Source organism: Bacteroides sp. 3_2_5 (assembly GCF_000159855.2).
GTDB classification, from domain to species: domain Bacteria; phylum Bacteroidota; class Bacteroidia; order Bacteroidales; family Bacteroidaceae; genus Bacteroides; species Bacteroides fragilis.
In genome coordinates this window covers 192,811-214,251 of record NZ_JH636043.1, presented here as the reverse complement: position 1 = coordinate 214,251, position 21,441 = coordinate 192,811, and the positions used below count along the sequence as shown (strand labels likewise).

The window sequence follows — 21,441 nt, the reverse complement described above, 5'->3', positions numbered from 1 at the left end:
CAATGAAGAGATTTTTTTTACTGACAATCATTCTTACTGTTGTTGTAACAGGTAAAGTGGGGGCACAAGAAGTTGCCTCCGCTTCAAAACGTGCCAACCAACAGTATGTGCTTTTTGAAAGTGAGCGGGATAAGGGAACGAACGTAACGGCCATGTATGATTATTTGATGGATAGTTACGAAAATTTCATGAAGGTTGTAGAGGCACCGGATAACAGTCAGTATATTGGAGGCGCCAAGAATCGACTGAGAGCGTTGTATCCTTATCTGCTGAACGGGGCAGTGTACTATTCGGAACAGAAACAACCGTCCAAAGCATTGGATTTTGCTGCTGCTTATATCGATATGCCGCAGCTGAAACTGTTCCGTAGTGAATTGTTGCCGAAAGATAACCGATATGCTTCGGTGGTGTATTACGCAGCTGTAGCGGCCTTCAATCTGGAGAAGAACGAAAAAGCTTTGAGATATTTTCAGGAATATCTCAATACCGGTACGGAGGCCCAGCAGAAAGACTGCTATGTTTATATGAATATGATTTATCAGAAGCAGAAGAAGTATGCGGACCAGGAACGTGTGCTGGAACAGGCTATTGCCAAGTATCCCGTTTCGCTTGATTTCCTATACAATCTGGTGAATGTGCATATTGCTACCAATAATATGGAGAAGCTGATTGGAGCAATAGACCGTATTCTGGCTGTCGACCCGAATAATGATAAAGTGTTGCCTATCAAGGCACGCATCCTGGAGCGTCAGGGAAAGAATGTGGAGGCATTGGATATTTATAAACGTCTCTATGCACTGCACCCTGAGAGTTTTGAATTGATGACGGGAGTGGCACGTGCCAACTTTAACTGTGCTACGGAGATTGTGAACAATGGTGCCACTATTGCCAACGATACGGAATATGCTTTGGTACGTCAACGTGCATCGGGTTATCTGATGGATGCCAAAGACCTCTTCCTGAAAATTTTGCAGAAAGATCCTTCTTCCAAAATGTATATGCAGGGACTGGCTGGAGTGTATCAGTATATGGATATGAAACCGGAATATGAGGTGCTGAACAAAATCGTTCAGGATGGGGCTTCTTATACCGCCTTTCCGTCTCGTCTTGCGGCCTATAAAGAGGCATTGAAAAAAACGGAGAATGTGGCTCAAGAGCAACAAGCGGTTCCCGTGCCTATTGAACCGGCTATGCTGGTTATCAAAGTAGACCAGTTTACGGATGCTAATAACAATAAGGTGATCGATGCCGGCGAAAGTTTTGCTATACGGTTCACCATAGAGAATCAGGGTAAGGGAGATGCCTACAATGTACGGCTTCGCCTGGCTGAACAGCAGGGCTATGATCAGTATTTTGACGGCCCTCGTGAACTGGACGGTGGTAATATTGCTGCCGGGAAGTCTAAGGAATACACTTTCCGTTATATAGCCAAGAAGGAGTTGCCGACAAGTCTGGCCAAGATTAATATTTATGCGTTCGAGGCGAATGGATTTGATGCGGATCCTTCCGAGCTGATTGTGAACACTCAGGAATATGCAATGCCTCGTCTGCGTGTTGCCGATCACCAATTCTTCGCTTCCGAGGGTTCTTCCATCACTTTGGGTAAGAACGGTAAGCTGACTGTTGCCTTACAGAATTTCGGTACGCAGACTGCACGCAAGGTGAAAGTGAACTTTACTTTGCCGAAGAATGTATATACGACTGATACGCCGGAAATTATTGTCGATAGCATTGCCCCGGGAGATGTAGCTATACTCGACTATGGTTTTTTGGTGAATAAACGTTTTGATGGAGATTCGATTGCAGTTATGCTGGCTGTCACGGAATCTACTCGTTCGGCTTCTCTGAATGAAGCTTATAAGGTGAAAGTCGGAGAGTACCTGAGTGCTTCCGCTTCGATGAACCTGAGTGGAAATGTAGCTGCACGTAAAGTGAATGTGAAAGACTTCTCACTCGGCTTTAAGAGTGAACTGATGGAGGATGTGCCTGTGGGAGCTGTCAATCGCCATCGGTATGCATTGATTATCGGTAATGAGGATTATAGCATGACAGGGGCTAATGCGGAAATAAACGTACCTTATGCGGTCAATGACGCTGTGTTGTTCCGTGAGTATTGTGTGCGTACTTTCGGGGTGCCCGACGGACAAATCAAGGTAGTGCCGAATGCCACAGCCGGTATGATGCACGAGCAACTCGACTGGCTGGTGAATATGGCAAGTACGGATCCGCAGGCGGAATTGATATTCTACTATTCAGGACATGGAAATAACGACGAGGCTACCAAAGAACCTTATCTGTTGCCGGTAGATATTACCGGTAAGAATATTCGTTTGGGTATCTCGTTGAGTGACTTGTATAAAAAACTGGCTACATATCCGGTGAAAGGGGCTTATGTATTCCTCGATGCTTGCTTTAGCGGTGGTTATAAGAGTGCTGCTCCGTTATTGGCACAGAAAGGGGTGCGTGTGGTACCAAAGGTGGGTTTACCACAAGGAAACACATTGAGCTTCTCGTCCAGTAGCGGTGACCAGACTTCAAGCGTTTATCATGAAAAGAAACAGGGATATTATACTTACTTCCTGATTAAGACCATTCGGGACGCAAAAGGGAATATCTCCATGAAAGAACTGTTTGACAGAACCAGTGCTGCCGTGAAACGTGCAACCGCATTGATCGATAAGATTCAGGAACCTCAATGTATGGCTTCTCCTACGTGGATAGGCTGGGAAGATATAAAACTGGAAACTCCGGTTGTGACGCCTTAGTAGCATAACAGCCGGTAGTGGTATAAAAAAGAATCGGGAGAGCACTTTCAAAAAAGTGCTCTCCCGATTCTTTTTATTGTTGCGGCTTTAATTTACACTTCAGGTTCATCAATAGTGTAAACCATCCCTCGGTTATCAGTATCCGTAGAGAGAGAGCTGTCTTATTGCAACTCAATAATCTCTTCGTTGCAGATAGTCAGTTTCTCAACACCTTCGGGAGTTACTGCCCAAGAGTTTTCGATACCTACGGGACCTACACCCGGAATGACGATTTTCGGTTCGAGAGCGAAAACCATTCCCGGTTCCAATTCTTGTTTCATACGGGGAGCAAGTACAGGGGCCTCGTTGATTTCCAGGCCGATACCGTGGCCAATGAATTTGGCTTGTTGACTGATACCCATAAATTTGTCGGCAAAACCGGCTTTGGTTACTATGTTGATCGCTGCATTATATAAGTCTTCGCATACAACGCCGGGTTGAGCCATCGATGAAACGGCTTCCTGAATGTCAAGACAGACCTGATGAGCTGTATAAGCCTCGTCACTTAGCTTTCCGACAGAGAATACACGACTCATATCTCCCATATATCCATTGAAATTTCCGCCTAAATCTACCATAACACTTTGTCCTTCTTTTAAAGGAGTCTTATTCAGTCCGCCTGGCAAAGCCGGATCCAACCCTTCGCCTCCCAAAGCGAAATCGTAAGGTGAAGGATAAGCTGCATTGTCACCCGTCAGTACGCTACCCATAAAAATCTCCATACTTTGACCGAATACGCGGAAGATACCTAAGTTACCTTGCAGACGCATCAGCCTCTCTATTTCAATGGAGAATTCCAGATCAGTCATCCCCGGGCGATATACCGAAGGAATCTGGTCGTAGGCTTTGGCATGAGCTACACCCGAACGACGGAATAATTCTATCTCTACAGGAGTCTTAACGCTGCGCGCTTCACGGATCAGAGGAGTACCGTTTACAATTTCCGATTCAGGGAAAATAGCAGCAAGGCGATTGTATTCTGTAAACGAAAGTTCGTCGCCTTCCAACATCAACTTTTGTGGCATCGGCAGATTGTTTTCTTTGATCAAGTCTGGAATCTGTTCCGGTTTACGGATGGGAAATACATGTTCGCCGGTGATATTGTTGGGGCGTTTGATGAATAATAAAGCCGGTGAGTGGAGAGGTAAGTAGAGGTATCCGCTGACGATACGGCCGTAAGTATAGAGCAAATTTACATTACAAGTGATAAGTGCGGCTTCAATATTTTGCTGAGCCATAAGCACACGAATTTTATCGCGGCGCATCTTTAATTCGGGTTGTAACATTTTGTATTATTATTTGGTTTCGAGATGCAAAGTTAGGCGATTTTAGTTGAAAATGAAACCTTTTTATAAAAAAGTAGCGTTACCCATGTCCTGTCTCAGGAGATGGATAACGCAAACCATAAATACAAATACAACTAAACAAAGTTTTTATGTTAGTGGACAAGTAATAATCAGATGATTCCTTGTCCCATCATTGCATGGGCTACTTTCATGAAACCTGCAATATTGGCACCTTTTACATAATTGATATATCCGTCGGGCTCTGTACCATACTTCACACATTGTGCATGAATGCCGTGCATGATAGAATGCAGTTTCTCGTCTACCTCGGCTGCACTCCAGCTCAAGTGCATTGCATTTTGTGACATTTCGAGTCCGGATGTTGCCACACCGCCTGCATTGACAGCTTTGCCGGGAGCGTACATTGTTTTGTGTTCGATAAAGAGATCGATAGCTTCGGGTGTACAACCCATATTGGAGATCTCTCCGACACAAAGAACGTTGTTGTCGATCAGGTTCTTGGCATCTTCGCCATTCAATTCGTTTTGAGTGGCGCAAGGAAGCGCTATGTCTGCTTTTACTTCCCATGGGCGTTTACCGGCTACGAATGTAGAACCCGGAAATTCATCTGCATACGGAGCCACAATATCGTTGCCCGAAGCACGCAACTCAAGCATATAATCGATCTTCTCTCCACTGATTCCATTCGGATCATAGATATATCCGTCCGGTCCGGAGATGGTAACTACTTTGGCTCCCAGTTCGGTAGCTTTGGTAGCAGCTCCCCAGGCAACGTTTCCGAATCCGGAGATAGCCACAGTTTTACCTTTTATGTCGATACCCTTGGTCTGCAACATTTGGTTGACGAAATACAATCCGCCGAATCCAGTGGCTTCCGGGCGAATCAGTGAACCGCCAAATTCAAGTCCTTTACCCGTGAAAGTTCCTGTAAACTCACGGGTCAGTTTCTTGTACATACCGAACATATAGCCGACTTCACGTCCTCCTACACCGATATCACCGGCAGGCACATCCATATCCGGTCCTAGATGACGCCACAATTCAAGCATGAATGCCTGACAGAAACGCATGATTTCCGCATCACTTTTTCCTCGTGGAGAGAAGTCGGAACCTCCTTTGCCACCGCCCATAGGTAAAGTTGTCAGTGCATTTTTGAAAGTCTGTTCGAATCCCAGGAATTTCAGGATCGAGAGGTTGACAGAAGCGTGGAAACGGATACCGCCTTTGTATGGGCCGATAGCGTTGTTGAACTGAACACGATATCCCAGGTTGGTCTGAACTTCACCTTTATCATCCACCCATGTTACACGGAATGTGAAAATACGGTCGGGCTCTACCAGTCTTTCGATGATTTTGGCCTTTTCAAATTCTGGGTGTTGGTTGTAGATATCTTCGATAGAGAGTAATACTTCTTTTACGGCCTGAAGATATTCAGATTCACCGGGATGTTTTGCCTCAAGAGAGGACATGATTTTTTCGATGTTCATAATAGTATGTTTTAAAAAGGTTGATTCTGATAAAATGTAACTTGTTTCATATGCAAATATAAGAAAAGTTTTCTGATGTCATTCGGAATGGCGTATTATTTTGATTAAATAATGATAAAATGACAAAAATACCTATTCGGATATTTATGTCAGTATTTCATTTTCATCCCCAGGTTATACATGATAAATGCATAGATGTCTGCTTGCTCCTTTACTAACTTTGTTGTGGCTTTGTTGGAACCATGTCCGGCCTTGTGGTCGATACGTATGAGAGTAGGAGAGATTTTAAGCTGAAAACGAGAAAGCAATCTGTGCATATATGGATAGTCAGCAATAAAGTGAATTGTTTTTTCTTGTTTTTCCCAATAAAAACAGCGACTTTTGTCTGTTGAATTTTAAAACTACGGGAAGCCCATGCTCAGCAAATTTAAATTAAACCAGCTCTATTTTAAAGATACCCAGTTTGCTAACCTGATGACAAGGCGAATTTTTAACGTCTTACTGATAGCTAATCCTTATGATGCTTTTATGCTGGAGGATGACGGGCGTATCGATGAAAAGATTTTCAATGAATATACCTCACTTTCTCTCCGTTATCCCCCCCGTTTTTCACAAGTTTCCACCGAAGAAGAGGCGTTGAGGCAGCTTGAAAGTGTATCGTTCGATCTGGTGATTTGCATGCCGGGTACGGGAGATAACGATAGTTTTGATATCGGGCGTCATATTAAGGAGAAGTACGAACAGATACCGATTGTCATCCTGACACCGTTCAGTCATGGTATTACCAAACGGATTGCAAACGAAGATCTGAGTGCATTCGACTATGTGTTCTGTTGGTTGGGAAATACCGATTTGCTGGTGTCTATCATTAAGCTGATCGAAGACAAGATGAATCTGGAGCATGACGTAAAAGAGGTAGGCGTGCAGTTGATTCTGTTGGTGGAAGACAGTATCCGCTTCTATTCTTCCGTACTTCCCAATCTTTATAAATTTGTATTGAAGCAGAGTCAGGAGTTTTCTACCGAGGCCTTGAATGCCCATCAACGTACACTCCGTATGCGTGGTCGTCCCAAAATTGTATTGGCTCGTACTTACGAGGAAGCGATGGATATATATAATAAGTATACTAACAATATATTGGGAGTTATTACCGATGTCCGTTTTCCTCGTGTGGATAAGGGAGAGAAGGACGGTATGGCAGGTATCAAGTTGTGTGCCGAGGTAAGAAAGAAAGACCCGTTTGTTCCTTTAATCATCCAGTCGTCCGAGACGGAGAATGCGGCCTATGCGGCAAAATACGGGGCCACGTTTATCGATAAGAATTCCAAGAAGATGGATGTCGATCTTCGCCGGATTGTTTCCGATAATTTCGGTTTTGGTGACTTTGTGTTCCGTAATCCCGAAACGGGAGTCGAGATAGCCCGCGTACGGAATCTGAAAGAGTTGCAAAATATCCTTTTTGCCGTTCCTGCCGAATCTTTCCTTTATCATATCAGCCGTAACCATGTCTCACGTTGGTTGTATTCACGCGCCATGTTTCCGGTAGCCGAATTTCTTCGTCCCATCACCTGGCATAGTCTGCAGGATGTCGATGCACACCGCAAAATCATCTTTGAGGCCATCGTGAAATATCGAAAGATGAAAAACCAGGGAGTGGTAGCCGTATTCAAGCGCGACCGTTTCGACCGTTATTCAAACTTTGCCCGTATCGGAGACGGTTCGTTGGGAGGAAAAGGGCGCGGACTGGCGTTTATTGACAATATGGTGAAGCGCCATCCGGAATTTGAAGAATTTGAGAATGCCCGTGTAGCTATCCCGAAAACAGTAGTGCTCTGTACCGATGTATTCGACGAGTTTATGGATATGAATAATCTGTATCAGGTTGCCCTTTCCGATGCTGATGACGATACGATTCTGAGATATTTCCTGAAAGCAAAGTTACCCGACCGCTTGGTTGAGGACTTTTTTACTTTCTTCGATGTAGTGAAGTCCCCTATTGCCATCCGTTCTTCTTCTCTGCTTGAAGATTCCCATTATCAGCCTTTTGCAGGCATCTATAACACTTATATGATTCCTTATCTGGACGATAAATATGAGATGCTTCGCATGTTGTCCGATGCTATTAAGGGAGTATATGCATCAGTCTATTTTCGTGACAGTAAGGCATATATGCAAGCCACTTCGAATGTGATCGATCAGGAAAAGATGGCCGTTATCCTGCAACAGGTAGTCGGCAATCAGTATGGTGACCGTTATTATCCTTCCATGTCCGGTGTAGCCCGCTCTCTCAATTATTATCCCATTGGTGACGAAAAGGCTGAAGAAGGTACGGTAAATCTGGCTCTCGGTTTGGGCAAGTATATCGTAGATGGAGGCATGACTTTGCGTTTCTCGCCTGCCCATCCTTCGAAAGTGCTACAGACCAGTGAATTGGATATTGCCTTGAAAGAGACGCAGACCCGTTTTTATGCCCTCGACCTGAAGAATGCCGGTGATAACTTCTCGATTGACGATGGCTTCAATCTTTTGAAGTTACATGTGAAGGAAGCCGAAAAAGACGGTTCGTTGCGTTATATTGCCTCTACTTACGATCCTTACGATCAGGTGATTCGGGACGGTTTGTATCCCGGAGGGCGCAAAGTGATCACGTTTGCCAACATCCTGCAGCACGATGTATTTCCGTTGGCACGCATCCTGCGCTGGGTGCTTCGTTATGGTCAGCAGGAGATGCGCCGTCCGGTAGAGATCGAATTTGCCGTGACGCTCAATCACGACCGTGATAAGACCGGTACATTCTATCTGCTTCAGGTGCGTCCTATTGTGGACAGTAAAGATATGTTGGACGAGGATCTTACGACTATTCCTGACGAAGACGTGTTGCTTCGTTCCAACAACTCTTTGGGGCATGGCATTATGAACGAGATACACGATATTGTGTATGTCAAAACCGATCATTACAGTGCATCGAACAATCAGAATATAGCTTGGGAAATAGAGAAAATCAACCAGCAATTTCTGAATGAAGGCAAGAACTATGTGCTTGTCGGCCCCGGACGATGGGGAAGCAGTGATACTTGGTTGGGTATTCCGGTGAAGTGGCCACATATTTCTGCCGCGCGTGTCATTGTGGAGGCCGGACTTACTAACTATCGGGTAGATCCCAGTCAGGGAACACATTTCTTCCAGAACCTGACTTCTTTTGGTGTGGGATATTTCACGATTAACGCGTTTATGAATGATGGAGTATACAATCAGGAATTCCTGAATGCGCAACCTGCCGTATTTGAAACCGAATATCTCCGTCATGTACGCTTTGAAAGGCCGATTGTTGTGAAAATGGATGGCAAAAAGAAACTTGGAGTAGTCCTTATGCCCGATAAATAATTGAATAACGTTGTATAAAAAAAGTCCTGTTTTTCATAAGAAATGCAGGACTTTCTTGTTTTACCTCCTTTTTGTGGTCTGTTTTTATGATTAAACAACTTTTTGTGGCTCTTTTTTCAGATTTTGTAAGGAATCGCATGTTGTGCATTTATTATAATAAAGGAAAACTATAACTTTGCGTTCGGTTTTTACAACTTATGAGTAATAATTAGTAGTTATCATTATGAAAAGACTCTCTTTTATGGTTAGTATGGCGATGCTAATTTCATGTGTTGCCTCGTGTGATTCCGGCAGTGATGCTGTTTCATGCGGTGTAGGAACATTGAGCCTCGGGCTCTCTGCCAATCCTTCTTTTTCCACGAAAACCCGTTCCGTCAACGAAGCGGAATATAAAAAAGCCGATAATTATCAAGTGACGGTCAAGGATGCCGACGGTGCCTCTTTATACAATGGTTTGTACAAAGACATGCCCTTGTCCATTGATCTGACTGCCGGTAAGGGGTATACCGTAAAAGCTTTCTATGGCGAGAATGTGAACGCAGGCTTCGACAAGCTATATGTGGAAGGTAGTCAGGAGTTCACGGTCAGTGAAGGCGAACAAAAGAATGTTATTTTGTACTGCAAACCGGCTAATGTCAAAGTATCGGTTGTCTATACCGAAGATTTTCTGAAATATTATTCGGATTGTACCGTATCGCTCTCTACTTCACACCTGACTGCTCCTTTTGAAGTGAATATGAAAAAAGATTCCGGCAAGGATGCTTATCTGAAAGCAAATGCCGATGGCGAGAAGGTATCGATTACGGTAGGAGGCTTCAGAGATAAAGAAGGCAATCCGGTAGTAATGGAAGCTTTGGTTGCCGAGAAAAAAGTGGCTCCCAAAACACACCTTACTATTACAGTCGATCCGGAAGTTATTACTATTTCCACGGGTACGGCGTCGTTGGACGTAACAGTGGATACCGGTACAGAAGATAAGGATGTGAATATCGAGATTCCGGAAGAGTATTGGCCGGGTAATGCAAGTAAGTAAATATAAAAAGATTGGTATATATGAATGCGATAAAAAACATATATGCGGTGCTGGCATTGATAGCACTTTGTTTGAGTTCCTGCGAGATGAAGAATGAATTGGAAGGCAAATATAATTTGAAGAATGACGAGGGGCTTCTGACATTGGATCTGGTGAACAAGACTCAGGCTACGCCTACTACAAAGGCTGAAAGTACATCACTTACTGATGAACTGGATGTGAATACCTATAAGGTGGAGATTGTTGATAATGCCACTGAAGCCGTGGTCCGTTCATTTGCCAGCTATGCAAAGTTGAAAGAAGCTTTGCCGTTGGTCGTTCCGGTAGGAAACTATAAGATTGTGGCTAAAAGCGGTGTTTTGCAAGATGCTTCGCGTACTCCCTATTTTGAAGGAAGTTCTTCTATCGAAGTGAAGCAAGGAATGGAGTCTAAGGCAGAAGTTCTTTGTAAATCGGCAACTGTGAAGGTTAGTTTGAATATATCAGAAGAGTTTCTCAATATGTTTGCCGATGATTACGTGTTCACCGTTTCAAACGGAATCGGCGGAGTCATTTATGTAAAGAAGGAAGATTTAAGTTCGATTTATCTCAGCATTCCTGACGGCTCTACTTCGATTAAAATTGTAGCGAAAGTAACGGAGAAGGACAGTGGTAGAGACATTGAGACTGTTTATACAGTGACGAAGCCCGATGCAGAAGGTCTGCAAGGCGGTGATTCTTTTAATGTCACGGTGAAACCGGTAGAAGAAGGTGAAGATCCGAACAATCCCGACGTAACTCCTTCTGATCCGAAGTTGGGGATACAGTTGGATATTGACTTGACCATGGATGAAACTGGCATTACAGTGAAAGTACCGACTGAACTGATTGAAGAATCGAAACCGGACGAACCGGATCAACCAACAGATCCCGATCAGCCGACAGTAGACGGACCGGAGATTATCGGGGCGGATGAAGTGGTAGAAGTGGATACCAATAATCCTCCAACAGTTCAGGTTACAATGAAAGCTCCGGCTGGAATTCAGAATTTACTTGTGACGATAACTTCAGATTCCAACGAGTTTATAGGTTTAATTTCTCAAATGGGGTTGGGCGAAACGTTCGACTTAGCTAATCCTGGTGATTTGGAGGATAAACTTGGAGGTAGTTTAGAAGACGGATCCGGTATAGGCCTGATTGACCCGAATGATCCGATTAAAGATAAAAAAGAGTTTATCTTTGATGTATCCGGTTTTATGCCTATGTTATCGCCGTTTGGGCTTCAGCAACACTATTTTACTATTAAACTGATTGATAATAATGGTAAGGAGTTAGCCAAGAAATTGACAGTAAAAGTGGTGAAAAACTAATTTGAATTTTCAATGAAAAGATATATATATTTGTTCGTCTCTGTCTTTACTCTTGTGATGGCATCATGCCAACAAGAGGAGACTTCCAATGGTAAGACCGGATTTCTCCAGTTTTCCGTGGAGAAGAATACAAGTACGATTTTAGTTCCGGCAACAAGAGCAGAAGAGTTGCCGATTGCCTTGCAGGTAGTTGACAGAGCCGGGACCGTTGTAAAGGAGACTGATGATTGGCATAACTGGACATCTACTCCTCTTGAATTGCCATTAGGTTCCTATACCATTAATGCTTTCTCAAAAGGGGTTGATGTAGGGACAGCCGGATTTGACGAGCCTTATTACTGGGGGCAAAGTGAAGTAACGGTTGTTCCGAAAGTAAATCAGAGTGTTAACATAGAGTGCCGTTTGGCCAATGTGAAAGTGACAGTCAATTACAGTGCTGATGTGAAGAAGTATTTTTCGAAACTGAACTGTTCTGTGGGTAATTCTTCCGGTAAGCTGGTTTTTGGTAAGGACGAGACACGCTCCGGGTATTTTGCGGTGGATAAGTTGAATATTTCGTTGGCATTGACAAATACGGATGGGCGTTCTTTTGTTTTTGAATCCGAACCGATTACAGATGTAAAAGAACGTCAGCACTATCGTATTAACTATACTATGAAGGCCAATGGTGCTATTGGTGGGGTATCAGTCACCTTAGATCCTTCTACCAAAGAGTATAATGTGAATATAGCCATTCCTAAAGAAAGTAATCCGAGTGTAAATGTCTGGTCTGATTTTGCAGACGTAACTCTTCCTCTTCCTGACGGCGTCGTTACCAAAGAGTGTAAGTATCGCATTTCCGGAACGGAAGATTGGAATACGGTGTCCAATGTTGAACAGGCCGATGGAAAGCTTGTTGCAACCATAACCGGTCTGATTCCCGGTACGGAGTATGATTTCTGTTTTGCAATAAATGGAGTAAACGGAAAAATAACGACTGCGACCACCGAACTCCAGAAACAACTGGAAAATGGAAGTTTTGATGAATGGAATCAGAATGGAAAAACTTGGTTCCCGGGAACTGCGGCTGAGGCTTCTGCAAAGAATTCGTATTGGGATACCGGTAATGTGGGAGCAGCTACCATGAGTAAAAATCCAAGTATCGGAGAAAGTAACGATGTACATACCGTAGGTGGTAAATCGGCCAAATTGTCTTCGCAATTTGTGGGAATGTTTGGTATCGGAAAATTTGCTGCCGGTAACATCTATATCGGGCGTTATATGGAAACGTATACAAGCCCGATGGGAGCACGTATACGTTTCGGCCGTGAGTTTACGTCACGTCCTACGCAGCTGAAGGGATGGTACAAATACACTCGTGGAACCAGTATAGATCGTGGAGATCATAATGTGGAGGAATTGAAAAACTCGGGTGGTGATAAATGTGCTATCTATATTGCCTTGACTGACAATGAAGGTTTGGTTGATGATAATGGAGTGAAGACAGCTTATGAAGTCAACAATAACAAAGAAGGCAGTCCTACGCGTTATACGGTTGATCTTTCTGAAGCCAATAAAGATGTTATAGCTTACGGTTCCATTACCGATGAAGAGTCTAAAGGTTCTTTCGATGAAAGCGGAAATGTAGTCTGGAAGCAGTTTACGATTGATTTGAAATACCGTGATTTGACCCGTAAACCCAAATATATTATCGTCGTTGCTTCTGCAAGTAAATATGGTGACTTCTTTACCGGCAGTGAAAGCAGTGTCATGTTGATTGATGATTTTGAATTGGTGTACGGTACACCTGTTACCGCCAACTAATCCATAGCGAATGAAAAAAATAATCATATTTCTACTTCTTCTTTGTCCGGTACTGGTCCAGGCAAAGAAGAAGTTTGACCGTGGAATCGTGAAGAGTGTGTTTGTCCCGAAAGGGCAATGGTTTATGGGTTCTACAGTTTCGTATTCGGAGCAGAGTGCTGATCAATATCAGTTTTTGGTATTGGCAAACATCGATGCCAAAGGTTATACATTCCGTTTGAGCCCTTTCGGAGGATACTTTTTTGCTGATAATATGGCAGCGGGAGGCAGGTTCACCTACTCCCGTACCTACTTCAATATAGGAAACGTAGACATTAATCTGGGCGATGATCTTTCGTTCCACATCAAAGACGATATGTATCTGGAGCATAACTACTCCGCATCCGGATTTCTGCGTACCTATATGGGGCTGGGCAGCAGTAAAGTGTTCGGCTTCTTCAATGAAGTGCGTCTGACTTATGCTTATGGGCAGGGGAAACATTCCAATGGTACGGGTAACGACTTGACGGGATACTATCAGCGTTCTCACACGTTTGAGATCGGTGCGGCTCCCGGATTGGCGGCATTCGTATCCGATTTTGCTTCGGTAGAAGTTTCGGTAGGAGTGATGGGATTCAGTTATAAATGGGTCGATCAGATACACAATCAGGTAAACAAGGCGTCCCGTCATAGTGCAAGTGGTAATTTTAAGATAGACTTATTCTCGATTAATCTCGGAATGACGATGTATTTCTAATTTAAGCAGTGTTTTGAGAAATGAAGAGTTTACAAATTTATCTATTCCTGTTTCTGTCGGTCTTTGCTCTGGGTGCTTGCATACAGAATGACATTCCTTACCCTTATATCAAAGGCGAAATTACAGCTTTCGAAGTAGAAGGGCAGACCGGTGATGCCGAGATAAACAAGAACAGCCGCACCATCGTAGTGGAAGTGGGTGATGAAGTCGATATAGAAGAATTACGTATTACCAGGTTCGTTGTGAACGAAGAGGCCACTTACAGCGTAGACGAACAATACTGCGTCAGCCCCAATAAATTTCCTTCGGCCGGCTTTTCTGCTTTAGCCGACTTGCCGGCAGGAGCAGATACACGGGTCGATTTCAGTAAGACCGTTCCTGTTCTGTTGCGTACTTATCAGGATTATCAGTGGATGATAACCGTTAAGCAGACAATCGAGAGAATAGTCGAAGTCGAGAACCAGGCCTTGCCTGCCATCATCGATGATAAGAATCACACGGTATTGGTGTATGTCTCGCAGAAACAGGATTTGTCTGCTGTCAAGATAACAAAGATGATTCTGGGAGGCAGTAAGGCTACCATCACTCCCGATCCGTCCACTGTAACCAATTTCAGGAGACCGCAAGAGTTTGTTGTCAACCGTTTCGATAAAGAAGAGTTATGGACGGTCGATGTGGTACGTACCACATCGACAGGTACCACGGGAAGTGCCGATGTGTGGGCTACAAGAGCCACATTGAACGGGGGTATGAAGCAAGGAACCACTCCCCGTGTGGAATACAGGAAGAAGTCGGAAGATACCTGGACCGTTGTACCCGAAACAGATGTGAAACTGGAAAGTGGTACAACTTTCAGTACGACACTGACCGGATTGCAAGATGGTACCGATTACGTTTGGCGGGTAGTGGTCGAGGAAGTTCCTAGTACGGAATCCGGATTTACTACCGAAAAGATACAGGAAATACCTAACTTAAACTTCGATACCTGGTCGCAGAATCCCACAGGAACCTTTAAGAAGAGTTGGTATCCTAATGCCGATGGCTCAAATTCTTTCTGGGCAACCGGAAATGATGGAGTGACCTCTTCACTGGCGGGCAGCCGTGATTCGAGTACCCGCCCGGAAGAAAAGAGCGTTGTGAACGGAAAGGCGGCTTATATGGTCACTTTAGGTAGTGTGCCGCTGGTAGGGGTGGCTGCCGGCAATCTGTTTATCGGTGATTATAAAACGAATGCCCAAAGTCCCAAGGATAGCCCCAAGTTTGGACGTTCGTTTACGGGGGCACGTCCCACCGGATTGAAGGGGTGGTATAAATATACTTCTAAACCGGTGGATTATGTCGGTAATCCGGATAATCTGAAAAATGATGAATGCCATATCTATCTCCGTCTGTGGGACGATAAAGACAACGAGATCGGTTACGGAGAGTTCATCGGAAAAGAGACGGTGACCCAATATACTCAGTTCCGGTTCGATGTGACTTATACCAATAAAACGGCGAAGCCTGCCAAGATAACGATTGTTGCCACTTCGAGCCATTATGGCGGTGACTTTACCGGGATGAAGGTGACCGGTTCGGTGGGTGTAGGCAGTGAACTGTGGGTTGATGAATTTGAATTATTGTATGAATAAGAAAGAGAGCTATGCATAAATCTGTTTTATCTTTAGTGTGTTGTTTGTTCTTTTTCCTGTCGTGTCAGGAAGAAATAGAAACGATGCCTAACGGCAGTTTGAATATCGTATTGACGGATGAAGCGGCGGTTACCCGGACTTTGCCGGAGGCTTTGTCAGATGAATTGCGGCAACAGTTCACGATTGAGTTGCTGCGTGACAGAGAAGGGACAATCGTGCCCGAATACAAAGGTGCATTGAGAGATTTCGGAGATCAAAGGGTATTCAAGGTAGGCAGTTATCAACTGAAGGCTTATCTTGGAGAGAATCCGTCACTGGCATTGGATGCACCCTATTATTATGGAGAAGTTCAAGACATTGCCATCGAGAAGGGTAAAGCAACGACGGTTACTGTCGGCTGTAAGGTAGCCAATGCGCTGGCTACTTTTGAGATTGTGAATCAAGAGGTCTTTGATAAACGTCTGAAAGATTATTATGTGGAAGTTAGCGCAGGGGGGGAGTCGGTTACTTGGAAACCGGGAGACGCCACACATCCCTACTTTAAAGCCGGAGGCCGGGTGACAATGGCATTGATCGGTACTTCTGTAGAGACAGGGCAGGAGGGAAGTTATGCTTTGAATCCGATCGAGACAGTGAAAGCGGGTGTTAAGTATAATTATAAGCTCTCCATGAAGGCTTCCAATGTAAGTCTAGAGGTCACTACGGAAACTCAACAGGAACCTATTACTATCAACGAAACCGTACCCGACAGCTGGTTGCCGAAGGCTAAGGTATTTAGTGAGGATTTCGATGAAAATCATGTGTTGACTTATACCGAGACGGCAGATGCTTTGTCGAGAGCCGGCATTGCGTATACAGCTTTGCGTCCGGTTCAGGATGTGGAGTTTGCCTTTAACTTTGCGGATAAGCATTTGGAACATCTGAATAAGACGTATCTGCTGTCGGAACTTTCCGAAGAAGATCGGCGGGCTTTGGCTGCTGTGAATATTGTCTTGCCCGATCTGACTGCAGGAAGTACTGAGGGAGTTATCGACTTTGCCGGAGTAACTTCCGGCATGCTGACTCACGATGGAGGACAGGATACGGATAATATAATAGCCGTTCGGGTAAAAGCAAATGACCGTTGGAGTGATGCCGGTATGTATACCATCCGGACTGTGAAACCTGTCTTTAAAGTGGGTTATTATCCAGGCAATGTTTGGACGAAAGAGTTTACTTTGAACACACTCACTGCCGATAGCGTGAAAACCGGCAATTTAGATAAGTTTACCGATATTGCTTACGAATTTAGTGCCGATGGTAATAGTTGGGAGGCGATGCCCGGAGATTTGCGAAAGGCAGGGCTGAGTCCGGGAACCTCTTATTATGTGAGAGCGAAGTATAGGGGAGAAGTGCCGGGAGAGAAAGTGGAGGTGAAAACGTATGAGGCGCTATCCATACCCAATTCTGATTTTAATGCTGGATATGATGTTACATATCCCAAGAGTGAGAATCCATTATACACATTTAAAGGCGATTGGATTGGTACGCGAAATCCTTTGACCTGTCATACTGATGGAGCTAACGCATTCTATGTATCTAAATCAAGTACGCTTCCGGTAGTTGATGGTGAGCGTAATGTTGCTCATATGATGACATTAGGGTGGGGAGCAGGAAACACTTGTTCTTTCGGTAATAAAGATTATTGGCTTGGAAATAGTGTTATTAATCATATCAGTGCGGGTATCGTTTGCGTAGGAGATTATGAGGCTGCTGGAGATGTAGTTAATGGTAAAGCGGCTTATATTCGTCCAACGTCTATGAGTTTTGTGTACAAAGCTGCTCCATATAAAGATGATGAGTATTTGATTGAAGCCTATTTGGAAAATATTACAGGAGAAGTAGAAACCATAATTGGCAAAGCTTATTTGAAATCCGGTACTGCATATTCATCCTATCAAACTCAAACCTTGAATTTTGAGTATAATAATGAACATAGAAACTTACCGATCTCTCATGTGAAGATTATATTTAAGGCCGGTACTAAAGAAGATCGTGATCACTTGGAAGATAAGTTTAGGGATGCAAAAGTTCCATATGGTGATGCTTATATCATAGGTTCACAGTTCTGGCTCGATTCATTCACTTTACATTACGACAAATAAATATGAAAACCTATATATACCTCTTTCTCCTCTTGCTTGCTACGGCTTCCTGTAGCGAGCAAACTGCTCCCGATCATTCCGTCGGTTATCTCCGTGTAGAAAATATCATCCTCAGTTGTGATACCGAAACGCTGCCCATTACTCGTGCCGTCGATGCCGGACTTAAGCTTGAGATCTGGCAAGGTTCTGAGTGTGTACGTAGTTATGATCCGGGAGCAGCGGAACTTTCCAAAAGGATCGTTCTTCCGGTTGGTGAATATACCCTGAAGGCCTTTACTCCCGATCAGACCGAGGCGCCGGACAATGAATCGGGTACACCCATCTACAGCGTCGACTATCCTTTCGCTATTGTATCGGAGGATGTTACTCTGATTTCGGTGAAAGCGCCCCAAATTAATATCGGGGTTGGCGTTGAGTATTCGGATGAATTTATGGCAAACTTTACAGACTTCTCCATTACCGTAAGTAGTCCTACAGGACGTCAGGCAAGCCTGGCAGGTAATGTGACAGACCTTTTATATTTTAATGTCCCGACCGGTGGAACCCATTTAAGTTATACGCTTACCGCCACCAATGCCGATGGAGAAACAATGACTTCCGAAGCGCGTCCCATCCTTCAGGAATCGGGAGCGGAACTTACTTCCGGAAATTATAAAGTCCGGATCGGCCTGGTTCAGTAAGGAAGGTCGATGAAAAGCAGTCCGGCTACTCCTAAACTTCCTTAAACCTCCAAACTTTCTTCTTCCGGATTTGTCATATTGCCAATCTTTAAAACGTAGAAAGTATGAATAGAGACAGGCAATTGAAGAAGGACATGGAGAGCCGGGAAGTGCAGATCCATGAAGAATATGAAAAGAACAGGCATCTGATGTCTGAGGACAAAGTAAAGGAACATCAAAAAAAGAATAGGGGCATTAAGACCACTACCCAAAAATGACTCTTTGCGTGCAAACGGTTAATGGTTTAGCGATAAACAGTTAATAGTTTGCACGCAAAGTTTTATTATAGGGTAGGAGCTTTCTGGAGTATGTTATATCTGCTATTGATTCATATTTACCTTCGTTGCCGGTCTTCGATCAAACGACGATTGTGCGGCTGCCCGATCTTATTTTATTAACTTTTGTGAGAAAACGGGTTAATAATGTATTTTTGTAGTATATTTGAATGTAAATATCAATAGGGGTTTATTTATGAATGAAACAGTTAATCTTACTGTATATCAGTTTGGACCTATATCCGAGGCGGATGTCGTGTTCGACAAATATACGGTTTTGATAGGAAAACAGGGATCGGGAAAAAGTACCATTGCCAAATTATACTCCATGTTTACGTGGTTGGAGAAGGGGCTGGCACGCCGTATCACCAGTGAAAAATACATTACCCAATATTCACGATTCCAGAAAATATATTGTGCCTATCACCGTTTGGAATCATACTTTAAGAGAGAAACGGTTATCCATTTTTATGGATTACATTATAACTTCTTCTATGAAAATGAAAAGTTTCATGTCGAAGCCAAAGGACTTCCGGAGTCTTATAAGGTAGCGAAGGTAATGTATGTTCCAGCTGAACGAAATTTTTTGAGTACAGCCGATGATACGGATGGATTGAAAAGTCTGCCGGAATCTTTAGAAACCCTGCTTGAAGAGTTTGATAAGGCTAAGGAGGCATTCAAAACCGGATATCGGCTTCCATTCAATGACACTGATTTTGAATATGACGCACTCAATAAGATATCGTGGATTAAAGGCAGCGATTACAAGATTCGTTTGTCGGCAGCTTCCAGTGGTTATCAGTCTGTTTTACCTCTTTCTTTAATTACCAGATTCCTATCCGACCTAGTGCTGGACAATGCCAATAAAGAGGACTTGAGCATTAAAGAGAAGAAGCAGATTGAAAAGGAAGTGAATAAAGTTATGAATGATAAATCACTTACGGATGGGGTAAAGTTCGCTATGTTGCGCAATATCTCATCCCGGTTCAAATATTCCTGCTTTGTGAACATTGTTGAAGAGATGGAACTGAATCTCTATCCGGAGTCACAGCGAAGTGTACTTTTCGATTTATTAAGTTATGCCAATAAGATAGAGTTGAACCGCCTTGTGCTTACTACGCATAGTCCTTATGTCATCAATTATCTCACTTTAGCCGCAAAAGCTTTTTTGCTGACTCAAAAAATATCTGCAAATGAAACTTTGCAAGAGAGAATAAAAGAGGTAGTTCCTGCGGACAGTGCGATAGATCCGGCGCGACTCCGGATTTACGAACTGAAAGACGGAGGAGTATTTAGGTTAAGTACTTACGAGGGCTTGCCTTCTGACGAGAACTTTTTGAATATCCAATTGGGAGTGACTAATGAATTGTTCGATCAGTTACTTGAAATAGAACAAGAGTTTGATTATAAAAACTAAGTGACTATGTCCATTGATTTTTTTATAGCAAAGTGTCAGACAGAGAACATCGTTGATAAGGAATTTGGCATTTGCGATGATGAAGACGAAGAAAAAAAGACCCCTGCTTATGTAGATAGGAATCAACCGGATAAATGGGTTGCTGTGGTAAAGAACCAAACGAATCAATCTATCAACTTTACAGCAGTCGATAATTGCGTAGAGATGAATCGAAGTGACGGAACAATGGACTTTCGTTGTGATGCCATGTTAACCAATGGTGACAATATTGTTTTCGTTGAACTGAAAGTACAAGCAGCCGATTGGATTTTTCATGCGGTGGACGAACAATTACAAACTACCATTGATCATTTCAAGGCTAACCACGATTTATCGAGATATAAATATAAGCGTGCATTTGTATGTAATAAAAGGCATCCTAACTTTAGGGTCAGCTATAAGGACAAAATGACATCATTTTATCAGAAAAACGGTATTCGTTTGAATCTGGTTAGAGAAATTATTTTTAAGTAAGAGACGTATACACTATTACTGAAAAGATATAAATCTGATGATGTAGAAGGGGAATATCAAAATTATATCGTTTCTGCTGTAATACAGATAAAAAGCAATAAAATTCTCCTTTTTACAGACTCGTACTTTTCTTTCTCCGGATCAACCAGGACGGTAGAAGTGAGAAATGGCTGGTTTCTTTGGCGAAGAACCGCTCTTTTGAGTCGGTAGAGCCTTGCTTTTCCGGAAAACAAGTAAGCATTTACCTCAAAACAAGTAAGCATTTGCCTTGAAAGACGGTTACATTTTCCTAATTTGCTTACTTCTTTTTTAAATATCTCCTAATGTTTTGGCAGATTACATATATTGTTATGCAAATCGGGCGATAAGAGTACGGATTTTCTTCCCGTTGCTCGCAGGAAAGTATCCTGTCCGAAGTGTGTAAAGGAATGGTGTTTTACTCTAACAAAGAGATTACGGCGGATAATACTCCTTTATTGTTTCTATTTGATAAGGAAGCAGCTGAATGACCTGTTGAAATGATAATCGGGGAATCGTCTGTGAGCCGTTTTTCCGAACTTCATCAGAGACGTGCCCGAAAGAACGGGATATAGAGCCATTGGATTATCATTTTGACATTTTGGCACTTTGACATTTGCTCTCAAACACTTTCTATGACAACCCTATGTCAGTAAGTCTAATATATCCAGATAACCATGTTCCGGTATTGTAGTCGTCCTTGCAGATTAGAGGAAGTTATACTTTTATTGCTGGTTAGAAATTTCATGTTTTTAATAAAGCGCAGAAACATATTACTACTTCATATTAAAGGTCTGGGGTATCTTCTTTCCTTATTAAAA

General features: G+C 43.3%; 14 protein-coding genes and 1 pseudogene. 12 read left to right on the top strand and 3 right to left on the bottom strand.

The features are described 5' to 3' along the window. Nucleotides 1–2 precede the first annotated feature (2 nt). Nucleotides 3–2,765, top strand: coding sequence for a caspase family protein (locus tag BSHG_RS19085; protein ID WP_008657354.1), 2,763 nt, complete (start codon nucleotides 3–5; stop codon nucleotides 2,763–2,765). 161 nt (nucleotides 2,766–2,926) lie between these two features. Here the strand turns inward: BSHG_RS19085 and BSHG_RS19090 are convergent, their stop codons facing one another. The 3 genes and pseudogenes from BSHG_RS19090 to BSHG_RS23690 all read right to left on the bottom strand — a co-directional run. Beyond that, on the bottom strand, nucleotides 2,927–4,090 hold the full coding sequence (locus BSHG_RS19090) for a M24 family metallopeptidase (protein WP_005797880.1): 1,164 nt from the start codon (nucleotides 4,088–4,090) through the stop codon (nucleotides 2,927–2,929). Nucleotides 4,091–4,260: 170 nt separating this feature from the next. Beyond that, on the bottom strand, nucleotides 4,261–5,598 hold the full coding sequence (gene gdhA / locus BSHG_RS19095) for an NADP-specific glutamate dehydrogenase (protein ID WP_005790474.1): 1,338 nt from the start codon (nucleotides 5,596–5,598) through the stop codon (nucleotides 4,261–4,263). A 149-nt stretch (nucleotides 5,599–5,747) separates the two neighbouring features. Then, a pseudogene (locus BSHG_RS23690) lies at nucleotides 5,748–5,879 on the bottom strand (peptidase); the annotation flags it as partial. A gap of 133 nt (nucleotides 5,880–6,012) precedes the next feature. Between BSHG_RS23690 and BSHG_RS19100 the strand changes: the two are divergent. The 11 genes from BSHG_RS19100 to BSHG_RS19145 all read left to right on the top strand — a co-directional run bounded on the left by BSHG_RS19100 (nucleotide 6,013) and on the right by BSHG_RS19145 (nucleotide 20,602). Next, nucleotides 6,013–8,982 carry a PEP/pyruvate-binding domain-containing protein gene (locus tag BSHG_RS19100; RefSeq protein WP_008657350.1) on the top strand — a complete coding sequence of 990 codons (2,970 nt, stop codon included), beginning with the start codon at nucleotides 6,013–6,015 and terminating at the stop codon, nucleotides 8,980–8,982. Between the two features lie 223 nt (nucleotides 8,983–9,205). Continuing rightward, nucleotides 9,206–10,015 carry a DUF4493 domain-containing protein gene (locus tag BSHG_RS19105; RefSeq protein ID WP_008657348.1) on the top strand — a complete coding sequence of 270 codons (810 nt, stop codon included), beginning with the start codon at nucleotides 9,206–9,208 and terminating at the stop codon, nucleotides 10,013–10,015. Nucleotides 10,016–10,035: 20 nt separating this feature from the next. Beyond that, nucleotides 10,036–11,364 (top strand): DUF4493 domain-containing protein, encoded by a 1,329-nt coding sequence (locus BSHG_RS19110; RefSeq protein ID WP_005797878.1) that lies wholly within the window; start codon nucleotides 10,036–10,038, stop codon nucleotides 11,362–11,364. Nucleotides 11,365–11,376: 12 nt separating this feature from the next. Further along, nucleotides 11,377–13,167, top strand: coding sequence for a DUF4493 domain-containing protein (locus tag BSHG_RS19115; protein ID WP_005790466.1), 1,791 nt, complete (start codon nucleotides 11,377–11,379; stop codon nucleotides 13,165–13,167). A gap of 10 nt (nucleotides 13,168–13,177) precedes the next feature. Next, nucleotides 13,178–13,903: a hypothetical protein gene (locus BSHG_RS19120; RefSeq protein ID WP_005781085.1), complete on the top strand. Its 726-nt coding sequence runs from the start codon at nucleotides 13,178–13,180 to the stop codon at nucleotides 13,901–13,903. Between the two features lie 20 nt (nucleotides 13,904–13,923). Continuing rightward, entirely contained in the window at nucleotides 13,924–15,534 is a 1,611-nt protein-coding gene (locus BSHG_RS19125) for a PCMD domain-containing protein (RefSeq protein WP_008657340.1), read from the top strand. Nucleotides 15,535–15,545: 11 nt separating this feature from the next. Then, a complete protein-coding gene (locus BSHG_RS19130; RefSeq protein WP_008657338.1) occupies nucleotides 15,546–17,678 on the top strand; it encodes a DUF4493 domain-containing protein in 2,133 nt (710 codons plus the stop codon). A 2-nt stretch (nucleotides 17,679–17,680) separates the two neighbouring features. Next, nucleotides 17,681–18,358, top strand: coding sequence for a DUF4493 domain-containing protein (locus BSHG_RS19135; protein ID WP_008657337.1), 678 nt, complete (start codon nucleotides 17,681–17,683; stop codon nucleotides 18,356–18,358). Between the two features lie 104 nt (nucleotides 18,359–18,462). Next, complete coding sequence (locus tag BSHG_RS21030; RefSeq protein WP_005797871.1) at nucleotides 18,463–18,615, top strand: hypothetical protein; 153 nt, start codon at nucleotides 18,463–18,465, stop codon at nucleotides 18,613–18,615. A 253-nt stretch (nucleotides 18,616–18,868) separates the two neighbouring features. Further along, nucleotides 18,869–20,089, top strand: a complete 1,221-nt coding sequence (locus BSHG_RS19140; protein ID WP_005802440.1) for a DUF3696 domain-containing protein — start codon at nucleotides 18,869–18,871, stop codon at nucleotides 20,087–20,089. A 6-nt stretch (nucleotides 20,090–20,095) separates the two neighbouring features. After that, on the top strand, nucleotides 20,096–20,602 hold the full coding sequence (locus BSHG_RS19145; RefSeq protein ID WP_008657336.1) for a hypothetical protein: 507 nt from the start codon (nucleotides 20,096–20,098) through the stop codon (nucleotides 20,600–20,602). Nucleotides 20,603–21,441 lie beyond the last annotated feature (839 nt).